Annotated in this window: 29 protein-coding genes and 1 other RNA gene; 13 read left to right on the forward strand and 17 right to left on the reverse strand. The window is 66.3% G+C overall.

The annotated features are described in order from the left end of the window. Positions 1-45: 45 nt before the first annotated feature. On the reverse strand, positions 46-1,080 hold the full coding sequence (pspF, locus tag ASG11_RS17065) for a phage shock protein operon transcriptional activator (RefSeq protein WP_055783126.1): 1,035 nt from the start codon (positions 1,078-1,080) through the stop codon (positions 46-48). 175 nt (positions 1,081-1,255) lie between these two features. On the opposite strand from pspF, the gene ASG11_RS19385 reads away from it, so the two are divergent. From ASG11_RS19385 to ASG11_RS17105, 9 genes are all read left to right on the forward strand, one after another. Continuing rightward, the gene (locus ASG11_RS19385; protein WP_269083406.1) at positions 1,256-1,390 is read left to right on the forward strand and encodes a hypothetical protein; all 135 of its coding nucleotides are present in this window, start codon (positions 1,256-1,258) and stop codon (positions 1,388-1,390) included. A gap of 83 nt (positions 1,391-1,473) precedes the next feature. After that, a complete protein-coding gene (pspA, locus tag ASG11_RS17070) occupies positions 1,474-2,142 on the forward strand; it encodes a phage shock protein PspA (protein ID WP_055783129.1) in 669 nt (222 codons plus the stop codon). Between the two features lies 1 nt (position 2,143). Further along, positions 2,144-2,410 carry an envelope stress response membrane protein PspB gene (pspB, locus tag ASG11_RS17075; RefSeq protein ID WP_055783131.1) on the forward strand — a complete coding sequence of 89 codons (267 nt, stop codon included), beginning with the start codon at positions 2,144-2,146 and terminating at the stop codon, positions 2,408-2,410. Between the two features lies 1 nt (position 2,411). After that, complete coding sequence (gene pspC, locus ASG11_RS17080) at positions 2,412-2,792, forward strand: envelope stress response membrane protein PspC (RefSeq protein ID WP_055783134.1); 381 nt, start codon at positions 2,412-2,414, stop codon at positions 2,790-2,792. 30 nt (positions 2,793-2,822) lie between these two features. Further along, entirely contained in the window at positions 2,823-3,125 is a 303-nt protein-coding gene (locus ASG11_RS17085; protein WP_055783138.1) for a hypothetical protein, read from the forward strand. A 12-nt stretch (positions 3,126-3,137) separates the two neighbouring features. Continuing rightward, positions 3,138-3,425: a hypothetical protein gene (locus tag ASG11_RS17090; protein WP_055783140.1), complete on the forward strand. Its 288-nt coding sequence runs from the start codon at positions 3,138-3,140 to the stop codon at positions 3,423-3,425. Positions 3,426-3,594: 169 nt separating this feature from the next. Then, positions 3,595-3,870, forward strand: a complete 276-nt coding sequence (locus tag ASG11_RS17095; RefSeq protein ID WP_055783603.1) for a hypothetical protein — start codon at positions 3,595-3,597, stop codon at positions 3,868-3,870. A gap of 24 nt (positions 3,871-3,894) precedes the next feature. After that, positions 3,895-4,137, forward strand: a complete 243-nt coding sequence (locus tag ASG11_RS17100) for a hypothetical protein (RefSeq protein ID WP_055783142.1) — start codon at positions 3,895-3,897, stop codon at positions 4,135-4,137. A 168-nt stretch (positions 4,138-4,305) separates the two neighbouring features. Then, positions 4,306-4,713: a SufE family protein gene (locus tag ASG11_RS17105; RefSeq protein WP_055783145.1), complete on the forward strand. Its 408-nt coding sequence runs from the start codon at positions 4,306-4,308 to the stop codon at positions 4,711-4,713. A gap of 2 nt (positions 4,714-4,715) precedes the next feature. Here ASG11_RS17105 and ASG11_RS17110 read toward each other — a convergent pair whose 3' ends face one another. The 14 genes from ASG11_RS17110 to ASG11_RS17170 form a co-directional block, all read right to left on the reverse strand. Further along, on the reverse strand, positions 4,716-5,126 hold the full coding sequence (locus ASG11_RS17110; protein WP_055783148.1) for a hypothetical protein: 411 nt from the start codon (positions 5,124-5,126) through the stop codon (positions 4,716-4,718). A gap of 77 nt (positions 5,127-5,203) precedes the next feature. After that, the gene (locus ASG11_RS17115; RefSeq protein ID WP_055783151.1) at positions 5,204-5,506 is read right to left on the reverse strand and encodes a hypothetical protein; all 303 of its coding nucleotides are present in this window, start codon (positions 5,504-5,506) and stop codon (positions 5,204-5,206) included. A gap of 24 nt (positions 5,507-5,530) precedes the next feature. Continuing rightward, positions 5,531-6,076: a J domain-containing protein gene (locus tag ASG11_RS17120; RefSeq protein WP_055783154.1), complete on the reverse strand. Its 546-nt coding sequence runs from the start codon at positions 6,074-6,076 to the stop codon at positions 5,531-5,533. A gap of 43 nt (positions 6,077-6,119) precedes the next feature. After that, on the reverse strand, positions 6,120-8,075 hold the full coding sequence (locus ASG11_RS17125; RefSeq protein WP_156363859.1) for a hypothetical protein: 1,956 nt from the start codon (positions 8,073-8,075) through the stop codon (positions 6,120-6,122). A gap of 66 nt (positions 8,076-8,141) precedes the next feature. Further along, positions 8,142-8,511, reverse strand: an RNA gene (gene rnpB, locus ASG11_RS18165) — RNase P RNA component class A. 11 nt (positions 8,512-8,522) lie between these two features. Continuing rightward, on the reverse strand, positions 8,523-9,212 hold the full coding sequence (locus ASG11_RS17130) for an N-acetylmuramoyl-L-alanine amidase (RefSeq protein WP_055783605.1): 690 nt from the start codon (positions 9,210-9,212) through the stop codon (positions 8,523-8,525). 25 nt (positions 9,213-9,237) lie between these two features. Then, positions 9,238-10,131 (reverse strand): DMT family transporter, encoded by an 894-nt coding sequence (locus ASG11_RS17135; protein WP_236697577.1) that lies wholly within the window; start codon positions 10,129-10,131, stop codon positions 9,238-9,240. A 380-nt stretch (positions 10,132-10,511) separates the two neighbouring features. Continuing rightward, a complete protein-coding gene (locus ASG11_RS17140; protein ID WP_055783606.1) occupies positions 10,512-11,306 on the reverse strand; it encodes a CheR family methyltransferase in 795 nt (264 codons plus the stop codon). A 65-nt stretch (positions 11,307-11,371) separates the two neighbouring features. Next, complete coding sequence (locus ASG11_RS17145) at positions 11,372-12,484, reverse strand: chemotaxis protein CheB (RefSeq protein ID WP_082472940.1); 1,113 nt, start codon at positions 12,482-12,484, stop codon at positions 11,372-11,374. Positions 12,485-12,497: 13 nt separating this feature from the next. Further along, positions 12,498-12,863 carry a response regulator gene (locus tag ASG11_RS17150; RefSeq protein ID WP_055783161.1) on the reverse strand — a complete coding sequence of 122 codons (366 nt, stop codon included), beginning with the start codon at positions 12,861-12,863 and terminating at the stop codon, positions 12,498-12,500. A 71-nt stretch (positions 12,864-12,934) separates the two neighbouring features. Continuing rightward, positions 12,935-13,366, reverse strand: coding sequence for a chemotaxis protein CheW (locus ASG11_RS17155; RefSeq protein WP_055783163.1), 432 nt, complete (start codon positions 13,364-13,366; stop codon positions 12,935-12,937). Further along, positions 13,363-15,741: a chemotaxis protein CheA gene (locus tag ASG11_RS17160; protein ID WP_082472941.1), complete on the reverse strand. Its 2,379-nt coding sequence runs from the start codon at positions 15,739-15,741 to the stop codon at positions 13,363-13,365. Before ASG11_RS17160 ends, ASG11_RS17155 begins: the two co-directional genes overlap by 4 nt. Before the next feature lie 63 nt (positions 15,742-15,804). Continuing rightward, positions 15,805-16,449, reverse strand: a complete 645-nt coding sequence (locus ASG11_RS17165; protein WP_055783165.1) for a histidine phosphotransferase family protein — start codon at positions 16,447-16,449, stop codon at positions 15,805-15,807. An 86-nt stretch (positions 16,450-16,535) separates the two neighbouring features. Next, positions 16,536-16,901 carry a M67 family metallopeptidase gene (locus ASG11_RS17170; RefSeq protein WP_330218916.1) on the reverse strand — a complete coding sequence of 122 codons (366 nt, stop codon included), beginning with the start codon at positions 16,899-16,901 and terminating at the stop codon, positions 16,536-16,538. 43 nt (positions 16,902-16,944) lie between these two features. Here ASG11_RS17170 and ASG11_RS17175 point away from each other — a divergent pair, with 43 nt between their 5' ends. The 4 genes from ASG11_RS17175 to ASG11_RS17190 all read left to right on the forward strand — a co-directional run bounded on the left by ASG11_RS17175 (position 16,945) and on the right by ASG11_RS17190 (position 20,422). After that, a complete protein-coding gene (locus ASG11_RS17175) occupies positions 16,945-17,895 on the forward strand; it encodes an RluA family pseudouridine synthase (protein ID WP_055783169.1) in 951 nt (316 codons plus the stop codon). Between the two features lie 52 nt (positions 17,896-17,947). Then, positions 17,948-18,850, forward strand: a complete 903-nt coding sequence (gene rpoH, locus ASG11_RS17180; protein ID WP_055783172.1) for an RNA polymerase sigma factor RpoH — start codon at positions 17,948-17,950, stop codon at positions 18,848-18,850. A gap of 193 nt (positions 18,851-19,043) precedes the next feature. Further along, positions 19,044-19,781 (forward strand): monofunctional biosynthetic peptidoglycan transglycosylase, encoded by a 738-nt coding sequence (gene mtgA, locus ASG11_RS17185; protein WP_082472942.1) that lies wholly within the window; start codon positions 19,044-19,046, stop codon positions 19,779-19,781. Positions 19,782-19,783: 2 nt separating this feature from the next. Continuing rightward, complete coding sequence (locus ASG11_RS17190; RefSeq protein ID WP_055783175.1) at positions 19,784-20,422, forward strand: CAP domain-containing protein; 639 nt, start codon at positions 19,784-19,786, stop codon at positions 20,420-20,422. A gap of 121 nt (positions 20,423-20,543) precedes the next feature. Here ASG11_RS17190 and ASG11_RS17195 read toward each other — a convergent pair whose 3' ends face one another. Both ASG11_RS17195 and ASG11_RS17200 read right to left on the reverse strand, forming a co-directional pair. Then, the gene (locus ASG11_RS17195) at positions 20,544-20,867 is read right to left on the reverse strand and encodes a YbaB/EbfC family nucleoid-associated protein (RefSeq protein WP_055783178.1); all 324 of its coding nucleotides are present in this window, start codon (positions 20,865-20,867) and stop codon (positions 20,544-20,546) included. After that, on the reverse strand, positions 20,864-22,534 hold the full coding sequence (locus tag ASG11_RS17200; protein WP_055783181.1) for a DNA polymerase III subunit gamma/tau: 1,671 nt from the start codon (positions 22,532-22,534) through the stop codon (positions 20,864-20,866). The genes ASG11_RS17195 and ASG11_RS17200 overlap by 4 nt, the downstream gene beginning before the upstream one ends. Positions 22,535-22,642 lie beyond the last annotated feature (108 nt).

Below are 22,642 nucleotides of genomic sequence, written 5' to 3' on the forward strand. Positions count from 1 at the left end.
ATGATTGGGCAACGCCTGCCCGTCGAAATGGGTCCGCCGACTTCGTTACGCAACCGATTCGGAAACCCCCGCCGAAATTAACCCGTGCCGCTTCAGCGCATGACGCAGCTGGTCGTAGCTCAGCCCCAGCGCCTCGGCCGTGGCGCGCTGGTTGAAGCGGTTTTCCGCCAGCGCCTTTTCCAGCAACTCGCACTCGAACCGCGCGATCCGCGTCTTGAAATCGCCTGACGTAGCCGGTGGACAGTGCGCGGCGGGGGCCTCCGCCACCGTCGCCGCAACCGGCGCGGCGGAGGCGATCCCGGCCGGCTGATAGGGCGAATGAAACGGATCGAACTCGATATGCTCGATCGGCCCGGCCTGTTCCCAGCGATACACCGCGCGTTCCACCACGTTGCGCAGTTCGCGCACGTTGCCCGGCCATTGATAGTCGACCAGCGCATCGATCGCGTGGCGGCCGAACCCGGCCCATGCGTCGCGCCCCAGTTCCGCCGCCATGCGCCGCCCGAAATGATCCGCCAGCACCATCACGTCGCCCGGCCGCGCCCGCAGCGGCGGCAGCGTCACCACCTCGAAACTCAACCGATCGAGCAGATCGGCGCGGAACTGGTGGCGCTCCACCTTCGCCGGCAGATGTTCGTTGGTCGCCGCGACGATGCGCACATCGACGCGCATCGGCCGCGAGGATCCGATCCGCGTGATCTCGCCATATTCCACCGCGCGCAGCAATCGCTCCTGCGCGCCCATCGACAGCGTGCCGAGCTCGTCGAGGAACAACGTGCCCCCGTCCGCCTCCTCGAACCGTCCGACCCGCGCCTTGGTCGCGCCGGTGAACGCCCCCGCCTCGTGCCCGAACAGTTCCGCCTCGATCAGCGTCTCGGGCAGCGCCGCGCAGTTCATGACGACGAGCGGATGATCCCAGCGCGGCGACAGCCGATGCAGCCGCTCCGCGACCAGTTCCTTGCCCGTCCCGCGCTCGCCGATCACCAGCACCGGGCGATCGAGCGCCGCCGCGCGGCTGGCGCGCTCCAGCACGTCGAGAAAGACGTTCGATTGGCCGATGACCTGGGAGGTGCGATCCATTCCCAATGCTTGGCGTATTTTCCCAAGCCTTCGCAAGATAGAAAATCGCCCGCCCCGCCCAAAATACGCAAAAGCCGCGCATTTCCGCCATTCTCGAAACTGGCACGCTCCCTGCAATACCCAAGGCAATCGTCGCAACGACGAGCATCGAGACACGAAACAGGGAGTTTCCACCATGTACGCACAGACTAGCAATCTCCGCCGCAACGTCGCCGCAATGTTCTTCGCCGTCATGTTCAGCACGGTCACCGTGCTGGCCGCCGTCGGCCCGGCGCACCTCTCGGCCCCCGCAATCGTCGCTGCAGCGTAACGGCAGCACGAAGCCGGGACGGCGCTCCAACCCCTTGCCCGTCCCGGCGCCCCCTTCGCCCCAGTTCTAACAGGAGTCCTCCAATGGGCATTTTCTCCCGCACCCGCGATATCGTCGCCGCCAACTTCTCCGACCTGCTCGACAAGGCGGAAGATCCCTCGAAGATGATCCGCATGATCATCCTCGAAATGGAGGAGACCCTGGTCGAGGTTCGCGCCTCCGCCGCGCGCACCATCGCCGACCAGAAGGAAATGCGTCGCCACATCTCGAAGCTCGACAAGCTGCAGGACAGCTGGACCGAGAAGGCCGAGCTGGCGCTCTCCAAGGATCGCGAGGATCTCGCCAAGGCCGCTCTGGTCGAAAAGCAGAAGGCCGCCGACATGGCCGTCCAGCTCGAAACCGAGATCACCGTGCTCGACGACGCGCTGCGCAGCTCGGAAGAGGATATCGCCAAGCTGCAGAAGAAGCTGAGCGAGGCCCGCACCCGGCAGAACCAGATCGTCACCCGCCTGGAAAGCGCGCACAACCGCTTCAAGGTCCGCGAGATGTATGCCGGCCAGAAGGTCGAGGACGCCTTCTCGCGCTTCGACATTCTCGATCGCCGCGTCGATCTGGCCGAGGGCCGCGCCGAGGCTGCCGGCCTGGGTGGTGCGCCGAAGACGCTGGACGAGGAAATCGCCGAGTTGAAGTCGGCCGAGAAGGTCGATGCCGAACTCGCCGCGATGAAGGCTCGTATCGGCCGGGAGGGGTAAGATGGACGATTTCATCTCCATCGCGGTGCCGATCACGTCGATCTTCATCGCCCTGCCCTGGCTGATCCTCCACTACGTCACGAAGTGGAGGACCGCGCCCAAGATCACGCAGGAGGACGAAGGCCTGCTCGACGAGCTCTACTCGCTCTCGCGCCGTCTCGAAGACCGCCTGAACACCGTCGAACGCATCGTCGCCGCCGACAATCCCGACTGGAAGCCCGGCCTGCCGGCGGTCCAGTCCACCGACTACAGCACGAGGAGGAACTGAAATGTCCGCCAGCCGCACCAAATTCTACGTCGACAAGCAGAACAAGAAATGGCTCGGGGTCTGCGCCGGCATCGCCGACTATACCGGGGTGGACGTCACCTGGGTCCGGGTCGGCGCGGTGATCCTCACCGTGGCCGGGGGCTTCCCCTGGACGATCCTCGCCTACTGGCTGGTCAACTGGATGGCCGACGCCAAGCCCTACGGCCTGTACGACAATGCCGAAGAGCAGAAGTTCTGGCAGGGCGTACGCTCCAACCCGAGGCGCTCGACCGCGGAAATTCGCTCCAGCTTCCGCGACATCGATCGCCGGCTGGCCGATATCGAGACCTTCTACACCAGCCGCAACAGCCGCCTGGCCAACGAGATCGACAGCCTGCGCTAAGACGCAGGCTGCCCAACAGGGAGACGGGCAATGAATTGGGGTGGACCGGGTTTCGTCATCGCGATCATCGCGATTTCCTACGCCGGATGGATCGTCAACAACTGGATCCGTGCCCGGCACGGCTATCCGCTGGAAGACGAATGGTCCGGCAAGAGCAGCCGCCGGGACGTGGACGCCGGCGCCGAACGCAAGATCAGCCTGCTCTCCAGCGAGAACGAGCGGCTGGTCGGTCAGATCGGCCGGCTGGAGGAGCGGATCGCAGTGCTGGAACGCATCGCCACCGATCCCGCCGAGCGCACTGCGCGCGACATCGAAGCGCTGCGCGACCGCTGAGGGAGAACGACCATGGAAACTGAAAGCGGCTTCACGATCTTCATGCTGACCTTCGTTGTCATCGGTTTGCCGGTGATCCTCGGAATCGGCAGCAGCATGTTCAAGCGCTGGCTGAGCCACCGGGAGAAGATGGGCGAGGCCCTGAATGCCCAGACTGCGGAAAAGGCGGCGCAATATGCCGCCCAGACCGAACGGCTCGAACAGCGGGTCCGGGTACTCGAACGGATCGTCACCGATCGCGGCATCGGTGTCGCGGATGAAATCGAACGGCTGCGCGACGACCGCGCGCCTCTCAACTGAAGGATAAGGACCGATGATCGTTTTTCTTGGTGTCATGGTCAGCATCGCCGCGATCGGCACCTGGCTGACCGAGCGGGTCGACCGCCCGGCCCGACGGCTCGAACGCGAAGCCCGCCGGGCGCTCTGAACCACTCGTTTTCGCAAAAACTATAATAAGGGAGATATGTCGATGAACCCGTTTGAAATGGTCGTCGCCATCGTCGTCATCGTCACGATCGGCAGCGTCCTGCGCGCGAAGTACGGCGTGGTGAAGGACAAGTTCGGCAACGAAACCAGCTACCGCCAGAACGACGACGCCGCGATCGAAGCCGAGAACCGGCTGCTGCGCGACGAAGTGAAGGCGATGAAGGAACGCCTGGCCGTGCTGGAACGCATCGCCACCGACAACAACGACAGCGGCGCCCGCCTCGATCGCGAGATCGACCGGCTCCGCGACCGCAGCTGACCCGCAAGAGGAGTTGGGATCATGATGATCGACCCGAACCTTTACATCACCCTTGCCGCCGCCGGCCTAGGCGCGATCGGCATGGTCACCTTCGCCGGCCTCACCGGCTGGCGCGGCTGGCTCGCCCTGAAGCACCAGGAATTGCAAGCGGGCAGCGATGTCGGCCCGGTCCAGGCGCTGCCCAACGCCAGCGCCAGGATCGAGATCGCCGACCTCAAGGAACGCATCCGCAAACTGGAAGCGATCGCGGCGGGTGTGGATCTTTAAGGCGACCCGCCGCCCCCCGCGTCATCCCCGCGAAAGCGGGGATCCCGCTTCTTCTTCTGAGTGCGGGGCACGGCAGCGGGATCCCGGATCAAGCCCGGGATGACCAAGGCTACCTTGGGATGAACTAGGAAAGGTTGGCATGAGCCGCAGCAGCGCTATAGCCCCCCCATGCCCAGCCTCACCGATCTGCAGGACGAATACGGCTTCCTCGACGCCGACGATCGCTATCGCCTGTTGATCGATCTCGGCCGCGAACTCGAACCGATGCCGGAGCCGCTCAAGACCGACGCCACGCTGGTCCGCGGCTGCTCCGCCTCGGTCTGGGTCTACCCCACCGTTCGCGACGACGGGCATCTCCACTTCCTCGCCGACAGCAACGCCGCCATCACCAAGGGGATCATCGCGCTCGTGCTGCTGACGGTACAGGATCAGGCGCCAGCCGAAATCCTCGACACCGACATTCCGGACGCGCTCGCGCCATTCGACCTGAAGAACCAGCTCAGTTCGAACCGGACGCAGGGCATTCCGAACATGATCGCACTGATCCGCGACACCGCGAAACGCTACGCCGCGTAATCCTACGAGGCGGCCTTCACCTTGGGCGGCTTCGGATACGGCACGAATTCGCTCAGCCCCAGCGAACCGCTCGGGAATCTAGTACTCCGATCGACCAGCTGCACGATGTCGATGCTGCACAACTGGCTGCCGAACGTGTTGGTCACCAGAATATCATCGTCGTCGAGGAAGCTCGCGCCGCTCGGCCGGTTGACATACACCGTGCCATTGTTGGTGGTGTACGCGATCGCCGTCCGGTCGATGATCTCGGTCGAGCGGATATCGCGCAGATAGATGCAATTCACCGGCTTGCCGGCGGTCCGGCCTGCGGTGATCTTCTCCAGCCTTTGTTCGGGGGTCAGCCGCGTCCGTGCCTGGGACATGCCAGCGCCCATCAGAAGAGCACTGCCGACGATGAGATGAACGAGCTTCATGGCGAATTCCTCGATAAGCCGGCAGGATCGCAGAACCGGCGTGAATATAGCCTGAATTCTGCCCTGCCCGCGTTCGTTCAACGCCGGATCAGGCCCAGAGTTTCCACGACCGCATCGAGATCCGCCCCCTCGTCGACCAACCTCCAGGCATGCGGATCGTCGGCATCGATCACCGTCACCGCGCGCTTCGGGCAGATGCCGAGACATTTCACCTCGATCACCCCCATCGCCGCCCTCCGCCCCTTCTCCAGCCCGAGATGCCGGCGCAACGCCTTGGCCAGGCTCTCGCGGCCCTTCGGCCCGAACCCGCCGTCCAGTTTCTTCGAGCATTTGCCGCACACCAGCAGCGCCCGCGACCAATCCGACCGGACGACCTTCATACGACCGATCTCACGTGGCGGACGTCAAACGGTCGGCTTCCATTCGCGCATCTCTTCGGCCGCGCGCAACACGTCATATGCCGCCTGCACCGCCTGAAACCTTTTCGCCGCCTCGGCGTCGCCGGGCCGGAGATCGGGATGGCTGTCCTTGGCGAGTTTCCGCCACGCCAGCTTGATCGCCGCGAAATCCACGTCCGGATCCAGCCCCAGCACCTCGAGCGCGCGCATCTCGTCGCGCGACCGGCTGCCATCGCCCGGCCCGGCCCATTGGTTGTGGCGGGATTCGGTATAGCCCTCCGCCGTCTGCGTCTCCGCCCGCTCGCGCTCGGCGGCTTCCTCGGCGGTCAGGCCCTCGAAGTAATTCCAACCACGATTATATTCGCCGGCATGATCCTGGCAGAAATACCAGCGCTCCGGGCTGTTGGGGGATTTCGGTGCCGGGCAATCGCCCTTCTCGGTGCAGCCGTGCCGGTCGCACAACCGCACGGTCACCGCCTCGCTGCCCGCCTCGCCATAAGCGCGCCAGCGGGGGAAGCCCCAGTCGGTAGATCGTGTCGAGGAACGCGCCATCGGCCCGACATAAGCGACGGGGGCGAGAGCGCAAGCGCGGCGGTCAGTGCGGCAGGCGGAAATTGACCCGCAGGCTGCTGCCGCCGCACCCCAGGCCACCGTCCGGGCGATAGCTTTTCTCGTAACGCGCGGTCTTGATCAGGCCTAATCCGGCATCGCCGAACACGAATGGCGGATAAGCGACCACGACGCGTTGGTTGACCACCTTGCCTTCGGCCGAGATATCGTACTGCATCGCGGTCCAGCCCTCGAACCCCCACATCTGCGCTTCAAGCGGGAACTGGTCGCCACTGCCATTGTAGCCCAGCATGCGCGGCTGTGAATCTACCAGCGCGCATTGCTGCGCCGACAGCCCGGATTTCGCGAACGCCGCCGTGGCGGCGGCCGAATCGCCGGCCTGCTGTTCCAGCGACGCGAGCCGCACCAGCGCACCCACGCGGAACGGATGGTTCTGGGGCAAGGCGGACTCCGCCCCGACCTCGCCCAGCAGCAGGCGCGCGCGCGGCCGATCCTCGCGCACCTTGTCGGCGATCATCAGCCGGATCGCCGATCGCGCCTCCGGGTCGGCGGCATAGGGCTGCGCGGTCAGCAGCGGGGTGATGATCCGCGCGTAGACGGCCGGTTTCCAGCCTTCGGTCGTATCGGCCAGCAACGTCGCCGGCTCGATCGACAATCGCGCGACCGGAGGGGCGCCGTTGGCTATCAGGATCGCCAGTTCGCGCCGGGCGAATTGGCCCGCCTCCTCCCGCCCGACGACATTGTTGGCGACGAGTTGATGCAGGATGGGCACCAGCGCCAGCGCGCTGCCGCCCTCCGCGCGCTCCACCTCGGCCAGTTGCACGCGAAGCTGCGGCAGTATCGCCGCGTCGGATCCGGTCAGCATCGGCGGCGGTGCGACCTTCTTCAGCTCCAGCCACGCGCCGAGTTCGCCATCGAGATAGCTGGCGATCGACGGTCGCTCGAACGCCGTCGAACAGCGCAGTTCCGCCCGCACGCGATAGCGGAAGAAGCGCGGCATCTTCGTCACCTGCTCCGGCGTCCAGCTCCAGTTGCGCGCGGCGCGCGCGAATTCCAGCGCGACCTGCCCGCCGCCGGCGGCATAGACCGGTGCGCTGTCCCGCACGACGCCGTCATCGCCAATGTTGAAGTCCACCACCGCGACATCGGCCGGCTTCAGCCCCGCCTCGCCGCCGCATTCCGGCACCTTCATTTGCGGGCCGGGGTCGAAGCTGCCCTTTTCGATCCGCCCCGCCCCGGTCATCGCCATATATTGGCGCGCTTCGTCCTTGCGCCCTTCCAGCAACGCCGCGATCGCATAGTTCGATCGCACCTCGACATCGTCCAGGTTCGTCTTGGCGGTCAGCCCGCCGAGCAGTTTCACCGCCTCGCCCGTCGCCTGGCGCGAGGCGGCGAACGCGCCCTGGTTGAGCAGCAGCTGGCCGCGCAGTTTCTGCACCGTCGCCTTGACCCCGGCGTCCGTCGGCACGCTGGCGACCGCGCCGTCCAGCCGGGTCAGGGCCTGCGCCGCCGCCGCCGGATCCACGAACGTCTGCGTCTGGACCAGACCCCGTCCCGCCACGATCTTCGCGACCGGGTCCTGCGCGATCCGTTCCGCCTCGCCGAACGCCTGCGCCGCGCTGGCATAATCGAGCGCGGCTTCGGCGATCCGGCCGAGCGCGATGAACGCGTTGAAGCGGTCCTCCTGCACGCTGGCATCGCCGGCCGGCAGACCGGCCAGGCTGGCGCGCGCCGCCGCCGCGGCCTCGTCCTTGCGATCGAGCGACAGCAAGGCGCCGCTCTTGCGCGCCAGCACCAGCGCGCGGGTCCGGGGATTTTTGACCCGACCCTCCAGCGCCGTCCAGGCCGCGAGCGCCGCGACGAAATCGCGCTTGTCCTGCAATGCGGTCGCGGCGTCGAACTCCTGCTGCACCGTCGTCCTGGCCGCCTGCTGCGCCAGCGTAGGAGCGGCCACCGCAATCGCCGCCCCAAGCAGAATCATCCGCGACTGCACCATCGTCCGCCCCCATCCCTCGTCAGGAGCCGACCATCCTATATCACGAGGATAAGCGCCAGAGGGTCTGTAAGCCGGGTTCTGTCCCCCCGCCGAGGCGGGATGGGCGACCATTCCTCTAGGCCTGCACTCGCATACAGGCTCAAGCGACCAACCCGGGCGACGAGCAGCAACGATGCTCATGTGCCGCCCCTATTCGGTCTTGCTCCCGGTGGGGTTTGCCGTGCCGCCCCTGTTACCAGGCGCGCGGTGCGCTCTTACCGCACCCTTTCACTTTTCGCGTCGCCGAAGCGGTTCGCTGTCTGCTCTCTGTGGCACTTTCCCTCGGGTCACCCCGGCCGGGCGTTACCCGGCACCGTCGTTACGTGGAGCCCGGACTTTCCTCGCGCATCCTGAAGACACCCGCGGTCGCCCGACCCTCTGGCGAGGAGCGCTCTACTCATCCCCCGTCGGTTTGGGAAGCAGCAACGCGAGCAGGATGCAGCGGCATTCCATGTCGATCTCGCCGTCGATCAGTTCGGGGCGGAAGCGCCGCTGGAACGCGACCGTCGCGGCCAGCTTGTCCGACACGTCGTACCCGAAGCGTTCGAGCGCGAGCAGGAAGCCGCCTTCGGTCCAGCCCGGATCCATCAAATTCTTGGTCGGTCGCGGCAACGCCAGCCGCAGTTTCGCCAGCCGGCTCCAGGGGAACAGCTCGCCCGGATCCTGCTTGCGCTTCGGCGCGATGTCGGAATGGCCGACCACGTTGCCGCGCCCGATCTCGTAGCGGTCCTTGATCGCCGCGACCAACGGCAACAAGCCGTCGATCTGCTGGTCCGGGAACGGGCGATAGCCGAATTCGTGCCCCGGATTGACGATCTCGATCCCGATGCTCGCGCTGTTCACGTCGGTGATGCCGCGCCAGTGCGACTGGCCCGCATGCCATGCGCGCTTCGCCTCGTCGACCATCTGCAAGACGGTGCCGTCCTCGGCGATCAGATAATGCGCGGAGACCTTCGCCGCCGGATCGGTCAGCCTTGCGATCGCCGCCTCCGCGTCCGGCATGCCGGTATAATGCAGCACGATCATCGTGATCGGCAGCATGCGATCGTCGAAATTGGGAGACGGCGTGTCGATCATGCCCATGCCCGAACCGTTCTTGCCGATAATGTCATGCATTGTCCCCTGCCCGCGCGGTGCGGATCGTCACGATCGCGACGCCGAGCATCGCGATCCCTCCGCCGGTTAGCATAAGTGCGGTGAGCGGCGTGCCGAAATAATAGGCTGCCGCGAACACCGAGATCACCGGCGCCGCCAGCGTCAGCGGCGTGACGATGCTGATCGGATGGCGCTGCAACAGATACGACATCGATCCCTGCCCGATCACCGTCGATCCGATCGCGGAAAACGCCACCCAGCCGAGCGTGTGCAGCGGCAGATCCGGGATCGCCGCCATCGCCCGAGGCTCGACCTGCCAGGCCAGCAGTCCCAGCACGATCGATCCCCAGAAGCCGATCCAGGCGTAGATCGTCAGCACCGGCACGCCGATCAGATAGCGCTGGATGATCGATCCCATCGCCCAGATGAAGCTCGCCCCGGCGGTCAGCGCCAGTCCCGGAATCTCGTTCGCGGCCGCCGGATCGAACACCAGCAGCACCACGCCGGCGAAGGATAACGCGATGCCGGCCATGCGCGGCAGGCGGATGCGCTCGCGAAAGATGATGATCGCCAGGATCATCGAGAAGGGCACGCCCAATTGCCCGGCGATCGCCAGCGCCCCGACATTGTCCGACACCGCCAGCGACAGGTTGACCAGGATATAGAACACTCCGCCTGACAGGATGCCGAGCGCGGTCAGCGCGCGCATCCGCCCCGGCACGATCTTCAGCCACGTCCCGCACACCAGCAGGACCAGAGCCTGGCGCAGGAAACCCGCGGTCAGCGGCGAGATCGCCATCACCGCCATCTTCACCGCGATGATGTTGAGGCCCCACATCACGTTCATCACCAGAACGACGAGAAAATCGTGCAGGGTGAAACCGCGTGGAGAGGAAGCCTGTGTCACCGACCACCGCTTGCGACGGCCGGTCCGCAAAGTAAACGCTTAGGGGCGATCGTTACTCAGCGGTTGGAGCGGATTTTTGCATCCACTCACCGTCACCCCGGACGTGTTCCGGGGTCCACCAGAGGGCTTTCGACACGGATAGTGAACAGAATACCGAGCTTGCGGCACGGTGAACCCCGGAACGCGTCGGTGCTTATACCCTTCGAACAAATATTGGTCATTCCCGCGCAGGCGGGAATCCATACTGGCTTACCGTTCGCTTCGTAAGCGGCGTCAGAGCTTATGGATCCCCGCCGTCGCGGGGATGACGGCTTCATACTTGCTCGAGAGGTATAAGCGCCGAACAAGTCCGGGGTGACGGCGAAATGCTGAAGGTCGTTCTAGCCCGCGATCATCTCGTACAGGCCACGATGCTCGGGCGCGGGTTGGAACGCCTCGGTCTGCCCGATCACCGTTTCGCCGGCGCCCAGCACCAGCAATCCGCCCGGCCGCATCACGCTCGCCAGCCGGTCAAGCACCTGGCGGCGCAGCGTCGGCGACAGATAGAGCAGAACGTTGCGGCACAGCACGACGTCGAATTTCCCCACCGGCAGCGGATCGGCGACCAGATTGAGCCGGCGGAAGCTGATCTGCCGCACCAGTTCGGGTTTCGCCGCCCAATCCCCGCCGTCCGCATCGAACCAGCGCATCATGCGCCGGATCGGCAGGCCACGCTGGATCTCGAATTGCGAGAAGCGCCCGATCCGCGCACGCGCCAGCGCCGCTTCCGACACGTCGGTGGCGACGATTTCCGGCATGCGACCACCATGCGTCTCGACCTGTTCGGCGAACAGCATTGCCAGCGACAAGGGCTCCTGCCCCATCGAGCAGCCGGCCGACCAGACCCGGACGTTGCGCGTCGGCGATTGCGCACGCATCTCCTGGATCGCCGCTCCGACCATGTCGAGCACGGCGGCGTCGCGGAAGAACGAACTTTCCTGGTTGAGCAACGCATCGACCACCTGATCGGCCACCAGCGGATCGGTCCCGCCGATGATCTCGCCGGCGAGTTGGTCGAGCGTATCGAGCCCGCGTTCGCGCAGCACCGGCTTCAGCGCCGTCTCGATCCGCCATTCGCGATTGGCGGCGATCTGCTGGCCGGTACGCTGTTCGAGCAGCGCGGCCAGGATCTGCATCGCCGCGGCCGGACGCGGCGTAGGCGCGATCTTCGGCAGGCCGATCGGGCGGCGGGGCAGCGGGCTCAGCATGTCGGTTTCCGCCCGTCGGCGATCAGCCGGCCGATCTCGCCCGGCGGCAGCATCACGCCGGCCAGCGGAGCGACCGCGCCGGGCATGCCCCAGACCACCGAACTCGCACGATCCTGCGCGACGAGCGCACCGCCCGCCTCGACCAGTTTGCGCGCCCCCTCGCTGCCGTCGCGTCCCATCCCGCTCAACACGATGCCGATCGCGCGTGCGCCGTGCGTCTCGGCGAGGCTCTCGAACATCGGATCGACCGAGGGCATGCAGCCGCTGCGGGCCGGATCGCGCGTCAACCTGACGGCGAAATTGCCGTCCCCCAGCGAGACGATCCGCATATGTCCGTCGCCCGGCGCGATGATCACCCGGCCCGATCGGATGCGCAGCCGATCGACCGCGACATCGCACGGGCGTCCGGCGAGCACGGCCACCTGGGCCGCGAAATAGGGCATGAACGATTCGGGCAGATGCTGCGTGATCAGGATCGGCGTGGTGAAATCGGCCGGTATCTCGCGCAGCAACTGGCTCAGCGCATGGATGCCGCCGGTCGAGGCACCGATCGCGACGATGTCGAAGCGGTTCTGCGCGACGCGCGGCGTCACGCCGGCGGGCGCGGCCTGGACCGCCGGAGCGGCGACGGGATCGATCGCCAGCAAGCGCGACAACTTGTCGATTAGCACGTCGGAAAAGCGACCGGCGAACGCACCGACGCCGGGCTTCACCAGCGTGTCGGCGGCCCCCAGCGACAAGGCCTGGATCGTCGCCGCGCCGCCATCGTCGCACGACGAGGACACGACCAGCACCTTGGCGCCCGCGCCGGCCACGATCATGTCGGGCAAGGCGGTCAGGCCGTCGATGCCGGGCATTTCGATGTCGAGCAGGATCGCGTCGACGTGCTGCGTCTTCAGAAAGGCCAGGGCGGCCTGCACGTCGGGCACGGTGCCGGCCAGCGCGAAGCGGCGGCTGGCCTCGATCATCCGTCCGATCACCGCACGGGCGACCGCCGAATCGTCGACGATCAGGATTTTCGGCAGGATGGTTGGTGAGACGGCCGTTGGGTGATCGGCGGCGGGTCGCCCCGGGGGCGCTGCGGCCTCGGCGGGCGCGGGCTTCATGTCGGCGGCCCCTTCAGGCCATGCCGACGATCTGGAGTTTGCTTTCCAACGTCTCGCGATCGAACGGCTTCATGACATATTCGTCCGCCCCCGCTTCGATCGCGGCGCGGATATGGCCCATGCCGTTTTCGGTCGTGCAGAACACCACCTTCGGGCGGTTCGTCACCGCGCTGACGCGCAGCGCGCGCAGGAAATCCATCCCGCTCATCACCGGCATGTTCCAGTCGAGCAGGATCACGTCGGGCGCGGAGGCGAGGCAGGAATCCAGCGCTTCCTTGCCGTCTCCGGCCTCGGAGACCTGAAAGTTCAGGGTTTCCAGAATGTGCCGCGCGACCTTGCGGATCACCTTCGAATCATCGACGACCAGGCACGTTTTCATGAATGCTTCCCGTTATGCAACATAGCCGGTCTGCCCTAAATCCGTAAGCGTCCCGTTAATTCGGTACAATTTCACGCGGCCAGCGCGGTGAGCCCCGGTAGCACCGCGCGCAGGTCGATCGCCAGCACCGGCTCCCCGTCCCGTTCGACGATCCCGCAGCCGGCTCCGTGCCATCCGCCGTCCAGCACGATGCCCGGCGACAAGGGCAGCAGATCGAACGGCGCGACATCCTCCAGCGAATCGACCAGCACGGCATAATGGTGCCCCTCGGCCACGGTGATCACCGCACGCTTGGCCGGAATGTCGGATGCGGCCACGCCGAGAGCGGCGCGCGTATCGATCACCGTCACGACCCGGCTGCGCAATGCGGTCAGGCCCAGCACCTGCGAACTCGTCTTCGGCACCGGGATGACGGTGCCGATATCCACGACCGATTCGACCTGCGCGGAATCGATCGCCACGGCGCGCCCGGCGATGTGCGCGATCAGGAACAATGCGCTCATTTGAAACCCCCTGCCCGTTCGCCGCCGGATTTCTTTGCCCCGGATTTCTGGGCACCGGATTTCTCTGCCCCGGATTTCTCTGCCAACGCCGCGAGCAATCCCGGACGATCGTAGCGATAGATGCTGCCGTCGTTCGCCGCCTGCGATCGATCGTGGCGCAGCCGGACGACCGGCGCGGCATGCGGCGCGGCGACCGTCTCCTCGTCCATCGTCAGCACGACGGTGGCGCTCTCGCCCGTCTTCAGCTTCGTCGCCACGCGGTAGCCGGCACCCTCCAGCGCAGGTTTCAGGAACGTCGTCATCCACGCGGATTCGCTGCCCGCGATCAGGCAGACCGGCGGGGTCTCTTCCTGCTGTCCGTCGCCATGCGTCGCGAACAGCCAGTGCACGTCGAGCAGTTCGATCTGGTCGCCGTCGATCGCGATCACGCCCGCCACCGGTCCGGCCTCGCGCGCGGACACCATCGTCTCGGGCAAGGTCACGATGTCCAGCGCGGCCGATATAGCATAGCCGATCTCGTCCCGGCCATCGCGCAGGCGCAACACGTGCACGTCCTGCCCGTCCGCGATCCCCGCCATCGCGGCGAGCGGGATGATCCTTCCCTCCACCGACAGCCGCAGCCGTCCGGCGGCGAAGCGGATCGCATCCGCCTGCACCGGCTCGACCCGGTCGATCACCGATAGCGGCACGAGGCGGCGCACGCCGTCCAGATCGTCGAACAGCAACGCCGAAACCCCGTCCGCCGCGACCTCCTCGATCGCATCGTCGGCGCTCACGTCACGCTTGAATTCGAGGCCCGAGACCGCCGCGATGCCCGCACAGTCGAGCAGCAGCATCGGCAGGCCGCTGTCGGGCAGCGTCTGCCCGGCATAGACGCCCGTCGCCATCACCGCGGGCGCGGCGGGCTTGATCACAAGTTCCTCGTGATCCAGCACGGAATCGACCGCCAGCGCATAACTGCCGCCGACGACGCTGACGATCACCAGCATCGCGGGGTGATCGTGCGCCCCGTCGCGCAGCGCCAGGATGTTGCCCAGATCGATCAGCGGCATGCGCCGTTCGCGCACCGTGGCGGCGGGCGTGTCGCCCAGCATGTCGATGCGGATCGCTCCCTCGTGCGAACCGCCGCGCACCGTCACGATCTCCTCGATCACCTGGCGCGAGATCGCGAAACGCTGGTCGCCCACGCCCACGCCGATCGTCGCCATGATCGACAGCGTCAGCGGCACGTGGATCGCGATGCGCAGGCCCCGGCCCGGCGCATTGTCGATCTCGATCCGCCCGCCGATCTGCTCGATATTGGCGCGCACCACGTCCATGCCGACACCGCGACCGGAGATCGACGTCACCTCGTCCTTAGTCGAGATGCCCGGTTCAAACACCAGTTGCAGCTTCGCCTTGTCGCTCAGCGCCAGCAGGTCGCGCATCGGCCGGCCGCCGGCGGCGATCTTCTCGATCAGCCGCTCGACATTGATGCCGCGCCCGTCGTCGCAAATCTCGATGATGATCTGGTTGCCGGATTGGCGCGCCGATACGGTCAGCCGCCCGTTCTCGCGCTTGCCCGCCTTGATGCGCTCCACCACGCCTTCGATCCCGTGGTCGATCGAGTTGCGCACCATATGGACCAGCGGATCGCGCATCATCTCGATCATCTCGCGATCGAGTTCGACGTCCGATCCCTCGATGTTCAGCGTCACCGCCTTGCCCAGTTCGGCCGCCGTGTCGCGCACCATCCGCGGCAGCGCGGAGAACAGCGCATCGATCTTTTGCATGCGCGTACGCGTCACCGTGTCGCGCATCTCGGCCACGGTCAGCGACAGACGCTCCAGCGCAGCTTCGACCGCAGGGTCCGCACCGTCGTCACGAAGCCGCCGCGCCAGCTCGTTCCGCGCCAGCACCATGTCCGACATGCCGGACATCATCCGGTCGAGCAGGTCCACGTTCAGCCGCACGCTGCGCGATTGCGCCCGCACCGCCAGCGGGGTGGTCGCGACGACCAGATCTTCCGAACCCTCGTCGAGCGCGGCGATCAGCAGATCCTCGCCCGAATCGTCCAGCGCGACGCCGCCATCGATCGCCTCGACGATCTCGCCGATCCGGTCGACGATCGCCAATACGGCATTCACCAGTTTCGTGTCCGGCGCGCGCGAGCCGTCGCGCACCGCCGCCAGCACGTCCTCGGCGGCATGGCTCAGCCGGGCGAGACGCGGGAGATCGAGGAAACCGCAGCTGCCCTTCACCGTGTGCACGAAGCGGAAGATCGCATCGAGCCGGTTGCGGTCCGACGGATCGCTCTCCCACGCGACGATCTCGCCCGAGAGCGCTTCGAGCGTCTCGCGGGTCTCGGCAATGAATTCCTGAAGCAGATCGTCCATTAGGCCCCCGCGATTGGCGGGAACCATTGGCGATGATTGGTTAAGGAGCGGTTAGGTTGCCGCTCACGCCGCCTTGAATGACGCGCCGAACAGCAGCACCGGTTCTTCCGGATCGGACACCTGCACCTGCCCGCCGCCCTCTTTCACCAGCGCATGGACCAGATAGGCCGCCGCCGCGCGCGGCGTGATGACCGCATCGGGGTCGGCCCCGGTCAGCGCGCCGCGCATTTCCTGGTCCAGCACGATGCGCGGCCCATCGGCGCGCACCACGATCTCCACCGCGCCATCGATGCTCTCCGCCCCGACATCCAGCTGCCCGCCCCGGATTAGCGCATCGCCCGCGATCAGCGCCAGGTTCAGCAGCACCTTGATCGCCGGCTTGGGCAGCGTGCTGTCCTCGATCAGCCAGCCGAGCTTGACGCGGTGATTGTCGCCGAACAGCCCTTCAATCGCCGCCCGCGCCTCGCGCGAATCCACCATCTCGCCGAACCCGCCCGCCGCGCCGAAGGCGAGACGGAAGAATTTCAGCTTGTTCGCCGACGCGCGCGCGCTTTCGTTGAGCAGTTCCAGGCAGCGCTGGCGCATTTCGGGATCATGCTCGTCGGCCAGCAATTCCAGCCCGTTGTTGAGCGCACCGACGGGCGAGAGCAGATCGTGGCACAATCGCGAACAAAGCAGGCTGGCGAAATCGACCGGGCTGATGGTCATGGAATAAGGTCCGATGGGTAATAGGCGTTGACGCTCTTCTGGCGATGCCGCGCCATGTGCGCAACCCATGCCGGGCCGGCATGCCCCTATCGAACGGACAACACCACCGCCTCGAAGCGGCCACGCTCCACCGTTCGCCACGCGCGGGCCTCGCCCCGTCCGAGGATAACCCAGATCGCCCCGTCGCCCATCGCGCTCTCCGCGTCCGTCGCCGAAGGCACGGGATCGCCGGAGGTATGCGAATGATAGCACCCGATGACCTGCGCATCCCCCGCCCGCGCCCGCCGGTGCGCCGCGAACAATGCCGCCGGATCGATCTCGAACCGCCGCGCCGGCTCGACCGCCACGTTCGCGCACGCCTCGGCCGCTGCGATCCGCCCGCCCGTTCCGAACAGCAACCCGCACACTTCCACCCATGGAGACGCCGCCGCCTCGTCTAGCAGTCTCGCCACCAGAGTGCTTGAAATCTCCCACGCCATGACCACATCCTAGGCCATGAGCCGGGGGGTTTCCATCATCGCCGCAACGATCTCCGACGCCGCCGATGGCTGGCGTCTCGATCGTGCGCTGGCCGATGCGGTGCCGACGCTATCACGCGAACGCCTGAAGGTTCTGATCAACGGCGGCGCGGTCAGCGACCCCTCCGGTGCGCTGGCGCGCGATCCCTCGCGCAAGGCGGCGGCCGGAGCGATGTTCAACGTCGCGGTGCCCGATCCCACCCCAGCCCATAACGTGCCGCAGGATATCGCGCTCACCATCGTGTTCGAGGACGAGCATCTCATGGTGATCGACAAGCAGGCCGGGCTCGTCGTCCACCCGGCGGCGGGCAATCTCGACGGCACGCTGGTCAACGCGCTGCTACATCATTGCGGCGGCAGCCTGTCGGGCATCGGCGGCGTCGCCCGGCCCGGCATCGTCCACCGTATCGACAAGGACACGTCGGGCCTGATGGTCGCGGCCAAGACCGATCGCGCGCATGAGGGGCTGGCCCGCCAGTTCCACGATCACAGCATAGATCGCCGCTACAAGGCGATCGTGCAGGGTCGCCCGATGCCGATGGAGGGCAAGGTCGATGCCCCGCTCGCCCGTTCGTCGACCGATCGCAAGAAGGTCGCGATCGTCCAGGGCGGCAAGCGCGCCGTGACGCATTTCCGTACCGTCACCCCGCTCAGGAACGCCGCTCTGGTCGAATGCCGGCTGGAAACCGGCCGCACGCATCAGGTGCGCGTGCACATGACGTCGATCGGTCATCCCTTGCTGGGCGACCCGGTCTATGGTAGAACAAAACAAGGTCACCGGCCGCTTTTGGAAACGCTCGATTTCCATCGCCAGGCGTTGCACGCCGCCCATTTGGGGTTCATCCACCCTATTAGAAGCGAAGCTTTGGCATTCGAAAGCGAAATGCCTGCGGACATGCAGGAACTGTTCAGCCACCTTAACGTATAGCTATCGGGTTTCGCTGCGATGCGGCATACCCAGTTTAAAGGGAGATCAAGTCATGGCTAAAAGCAACGTGCCAGCCACGGTCCCCGCTCTTGGCGGAGAGGCAAGCCTCAACCGCTATCTGTCGGAAATCAAGAAATTCCCCATCCTCGCACCCGAGCAGGAATATATGCTCGCCAAGCGCTTCGAGGAACATGGCGACACCGATGCGGCGGCGCAGCTCGTCACCTCGCACCTGCGCCTCGTGGCGAAGATCGCGATGGGCTATCGTGGCTATGGCCTGCCGACGTCCGAACTGATCTCCGAAGGCAATATCGGCTTGATGCAGGGCGTGAAGAAGTTCGAGGCCGATCGCGGCTTTCGCCTCGCGACCTATGCGATGTGGTGGATCCGCGCCTCGATCCAGGAATATATCCTGCGCTCGTGGAGCCTTGTTAAGATGGGCACCACCGCCGCGCAGAAGAAGCTGTTCTTCAACCTGCGCCGCATGAAGTCGAAGCTCGATGCGTTCGAGGATGGCGATCTGTCGCCCGAGCATCTCACCAAGATCGCCACCGATCTCGGCGTCACCGAAGCCGAAGTGACCAGCATGAACCGCCGCATGGCGATGGGCGGGGATACTTCGCTCAACGTTCCGATGCGCGAGGATGGCGACGGCCAGTGGCAGGATTGGCTGCAGGACGACGCCCCCCTACAGGACACCGTCGTCGCGGAGGCGCAGGAAGCCGATGTCCGGCACGAAATGCTGACCAGCGCGATGGACGACCTCAACGAGCGCGAGCAGCACATCCTGACCGAACGCCGCCTGACCGACGATCCCAAGACGCTGGAAGAGCTCTCGCAGGTCTACGGCGTGTCGCGCGAACGCGTCCGCCAGATCGAAGTGCGCGCGTTCGAAAAGCTGCAAAAGGCGATGATGCGCCTGGCGGGCGACCGGCGTCTGCTGGCGGCCGTCTGAACCCTACTACCGTCATCCCGGACTTGATCCGGGATCCAACTAGCCGCTCGGGAAGACGCTGATGATCGAGCGTTGCACTTTCCTCCCGTTGGACCCCGGATCAAGTCCGGGGTGACGGTAGTTGGGACAATCACCCCCGCCGCCTCACCTCAAACCCCTTCCCCCACGCCCCCCGATCCGGCAAGTTCGCCCGATGAGCGACGCCACCCTCCGCAACCGATCCGCCGCACGCCCCCTCAAGCCCCGCCGCCCGCTTGCGCGCCGCATCACCGGATGGATCGTCAAGGGCCTGCTCTGGTTCCTGCTCGGCTCGGTCCTGCTGGTGCTCGTCTTCCGCTTCGTGCCGCCACCGATCACCCTCACGATGATCGGCGATCTGATCGGCGGCAACGGCGTGACCAAGCAATGGAAGCCGCTGTCGCAGATCGATCCGAACATGCCGCGCGCGGCCATCGCCGGGGAGGATGCGCGCTTCTGTCGGCATCATGGCTTCGACTTCACCGCCATCGCCAACGCCGCCTATCGCAACGCCAGAGGCGGGCGCGTCCGTGGCGGTTCGACGATCAGCCAGCAGACCGCGAAGAACGTCTTCCTCATCCAGGGCGGCGGCTATGCCCGCAAGGCGCTGGAGGCGTATTTCACCGTCCTGATCGAAACCCTGTGGGGCAAGCGCCGGATCATGGAAGTCTATCTCAACGTCGCCGAAACCGGCATCGGCACCTATGGCGTGGAGGCCGGGTCGATCCGCTATTTCGGCCACGGCGCCGATACCCTGTCGCCCTCCGAGGCGGGGCGCATCGCCGCCATCCTGCCGCTGCCTAAGAAGCGCGCCGCCATCGCCCCGCACGGCTTCACCCGTCGCCACGGCAACGCCATCACCCGCCGCGTCGGCGTGGTGCGCAACGATCGCCTGGACGCCTGCCTGCAATAGACATGCGCGCGCTCCGCCTCCCGTTCCTCGTCGTCATGCTGGCACTGTTGCCGGCCTCCGCGCCCGGCTATCCGACTGCGGCGGAGGTGCTGGCAGAGCTAAACCGCCTGCGCACCGATCCGGCGGGCTATGCCGCCGGACTGGAAGACTATCGCCACCTGTTCGGCACGCCCGACTCTCGAACCTACACGCTTCCCGGCGAGACGCTGGCGCGCCTTTCGATCGACGGCGCACCCGCCGTGGCGGAAGCGATCGCCGCGCTGAACCGCCAGGCGTCGGTCGCTCCCCTCGCCCCCGGCCGCGTCCTGGAAAACGCCGCCCGCATCCTCGCCGACGAACAGGCTCGAACCGGCGCGACCGGCCACCGCAGCGCGCCGGGCCGGTCTCCCGGCGACCGAGTCCGCGCACAGGGTGGCGATATCTATGTCGTGGAAGCGGTCAGCTACGGCTTCGACAGCGCCGAAGCGGTGGTGCGCCAGTTGGTCGTCGACGACGGCGTACCCGGACGCGGCCACCGTCGCACGATTCTCTCACCCGAATTGCGCTTCGCCGGCATCTGGTGCGGCCCACACGCCCGCTACGGCGCGATGTGCGTGATCGATCTCTCCGCTTGGCCCGCCGGCAAACCCCACGCAGAATAGCCCATCCGTCATCCCGGACTTGATCCGGGATCCCGCTGCCTTGCCCCGCACCAAGTGGAAGAAGCGGGATCCTCGCCTACGCGAAGATGATGACGGGGAAATCTCAATGGGTGCCAAGCGCTCAAAACGGCAGCTTGAACCCCGGCGGCAACGGCATCCCGCTGGTCAGCTTGCCCATTTCGTCGTTCGACGCGGCATCGGCCTTGGCCCGCGCATCGTTGAACGCCGCGACGATCAGATCCTCCAGCATCTGCTTCTCGGATGCGACGATCAGCGAATCGTCGATCGCGATGCCGATGATCCGCCCCTTGGCCGACGCCTTCACCTTCACCAGCCCGCCGCCGGCCGCGCCCTCGACCTCGATCGTATCGAGGTTCGCCTGCGCCTTGGTCAGCTCGTTCTGCACGTTCTGCGCCATCGCCATGATGTCTTCGATGCTCTTCACTTCTGTTCGCTCCTTTTGGCGGCAATCAGCCGGTCCAGTTCATCCTCGGGCAGCACCGCATCGGGAAACGCCTCGAACGCCGCCTTGACGACGGGGCTCGACAGGATTTCCGCGCGGACCGCCTCTTTCGATTCGAGATGCCGTTCGCGGATCGTCGGCGCGCCGGGGGCATCCTCGGTCGTCACCTTCCACGCACGCCCGGTGCAGCGTTTCAGCTCGACCATCAGGTCGCGCACCATATCGGCGGGCAATGGCCGCAACGAACTCAGCACCATCTCCGGCGGCGCGATCTGGATCACGCTCGCACTACGCTCGAGCTTCACCGCCAGGCCATATTCGCCGGCCTTTTCCAGCACCGCGATGATGCCCTCGATCGTATCGGGCAACGCCGCCTCGACCGGCTCGGCGTTTTTCACTGGCGGAGCGGGTGGCGCGGCGGCCATCGTCACCGGCCCGCCCGCCGCCAATTGCCGCGCCAGTTCGCCCGGATCGGGCAGTTGCGAAGCGTGGACGACGCGCAGCAACGCCATTTCGCACGCCTCGATCGGCAGCGCCGCGCGCGCGACCTCGTCATGCCCCTTCAGCAGCAACTGCCACAAACGATGCAGCGCCGCGAAGGACAAGGCGGTCGCCCAGCCCTCCTGCGCCGCGCGCTCTTCATGCGCCTGTCCCGATTCGGGCGGCGTGCCGAGCTTGACGAGCGTCACGCCGTGCACCGTCTCCAGCAGCGCGCGCAGCACCGATTGCGGATCGACGCCGAGATCGTATTGCCGCCTCAGCGCCGCCAGCGCGCCAAGCCCGTCGCCCGCCAGCAGCAACCCGAGCAGGTCGCGCACCGCGCCGCGATCCGACAGGCCGAGCATGTCTCGCACCGCCGCCGCCTTCACGCCGCCGCCCTCGATCCCCGCATGCGCGATCGCCTGGTCGAGGATCGACAGCCCGTCGCGCGCCGATCCTTCCGCCGCGCGCGCGATCATCGCCAGCGCCTCCGGCTCCGCCTCAACCTGTTCCGCCGCCGAGACGAACGCGAAATGCGCCGCCAGCTGCTCCGCCGAGATGCGCCTGAGATCGAAGCGCTGGCAGCGCGACAGCACCGTCACCGGCACCTTGTTCACTTCGGTCGTCGCGAACAGGAATTTCACATGCGCCGGCGGCTCCTCCAGCGTCTTCAGCAGCGCGTTGAACGCGTTCTTCGACAGCATGTGGACTTCGTCGATGATGTAGATCTTGTAGCGCGCCGAAACCGCCGAATAGCGCGACGCATCGATGATCTCGCGCACGTCGTCCACGCCGGTATGGCTGGCGGCGTCCATCTCGATCACATCGATGTGACGACCCTCGGCGATCGCACGGCACGGCTCGCACACCCCGCACGGGTCGATCGTCGGCCCGCCCTCGCCGTCCGGGCCGATGCAGTTCAGCGCCTTGGCGATCAGCCGCGCGGTACTCGTCTTGCCTACCCCGCGCACGCCGGTCAGCAGGAACGCATGCGCCAGCCGCCCACGCCGGATCGCATTGCCCAGCGTCGTGACCATCGCGTCCTGCCCGATCAGCTCGGCGAACGTCTGCGGCCGATACTTGCGCGCCAGCACGCGGTACGCCTCCGGCTTTTGCGGCTGCACGGGGTCGCCGAGGTCGAAGGCAGGAAGATCTGGGGATTCGGACATCGCCGACTATCTAAGGGCGGATGCCGCGCGATGTAAGGAAAAGGTTGTGCCCAAAGACCACCGTCATCCCGGACTTGATCCGGTATCCAACAAGCCGCGATAGAAGTG

The organism is Sphingomonas sp. Leaf357, from assembly GCF_001423845.1.
Classification (GTDB): Bacteria; Pseudomonadota; Alphaproteobacteria; order Sphingomonadales; family Sphingomonadaceae; genus Sphingomonas.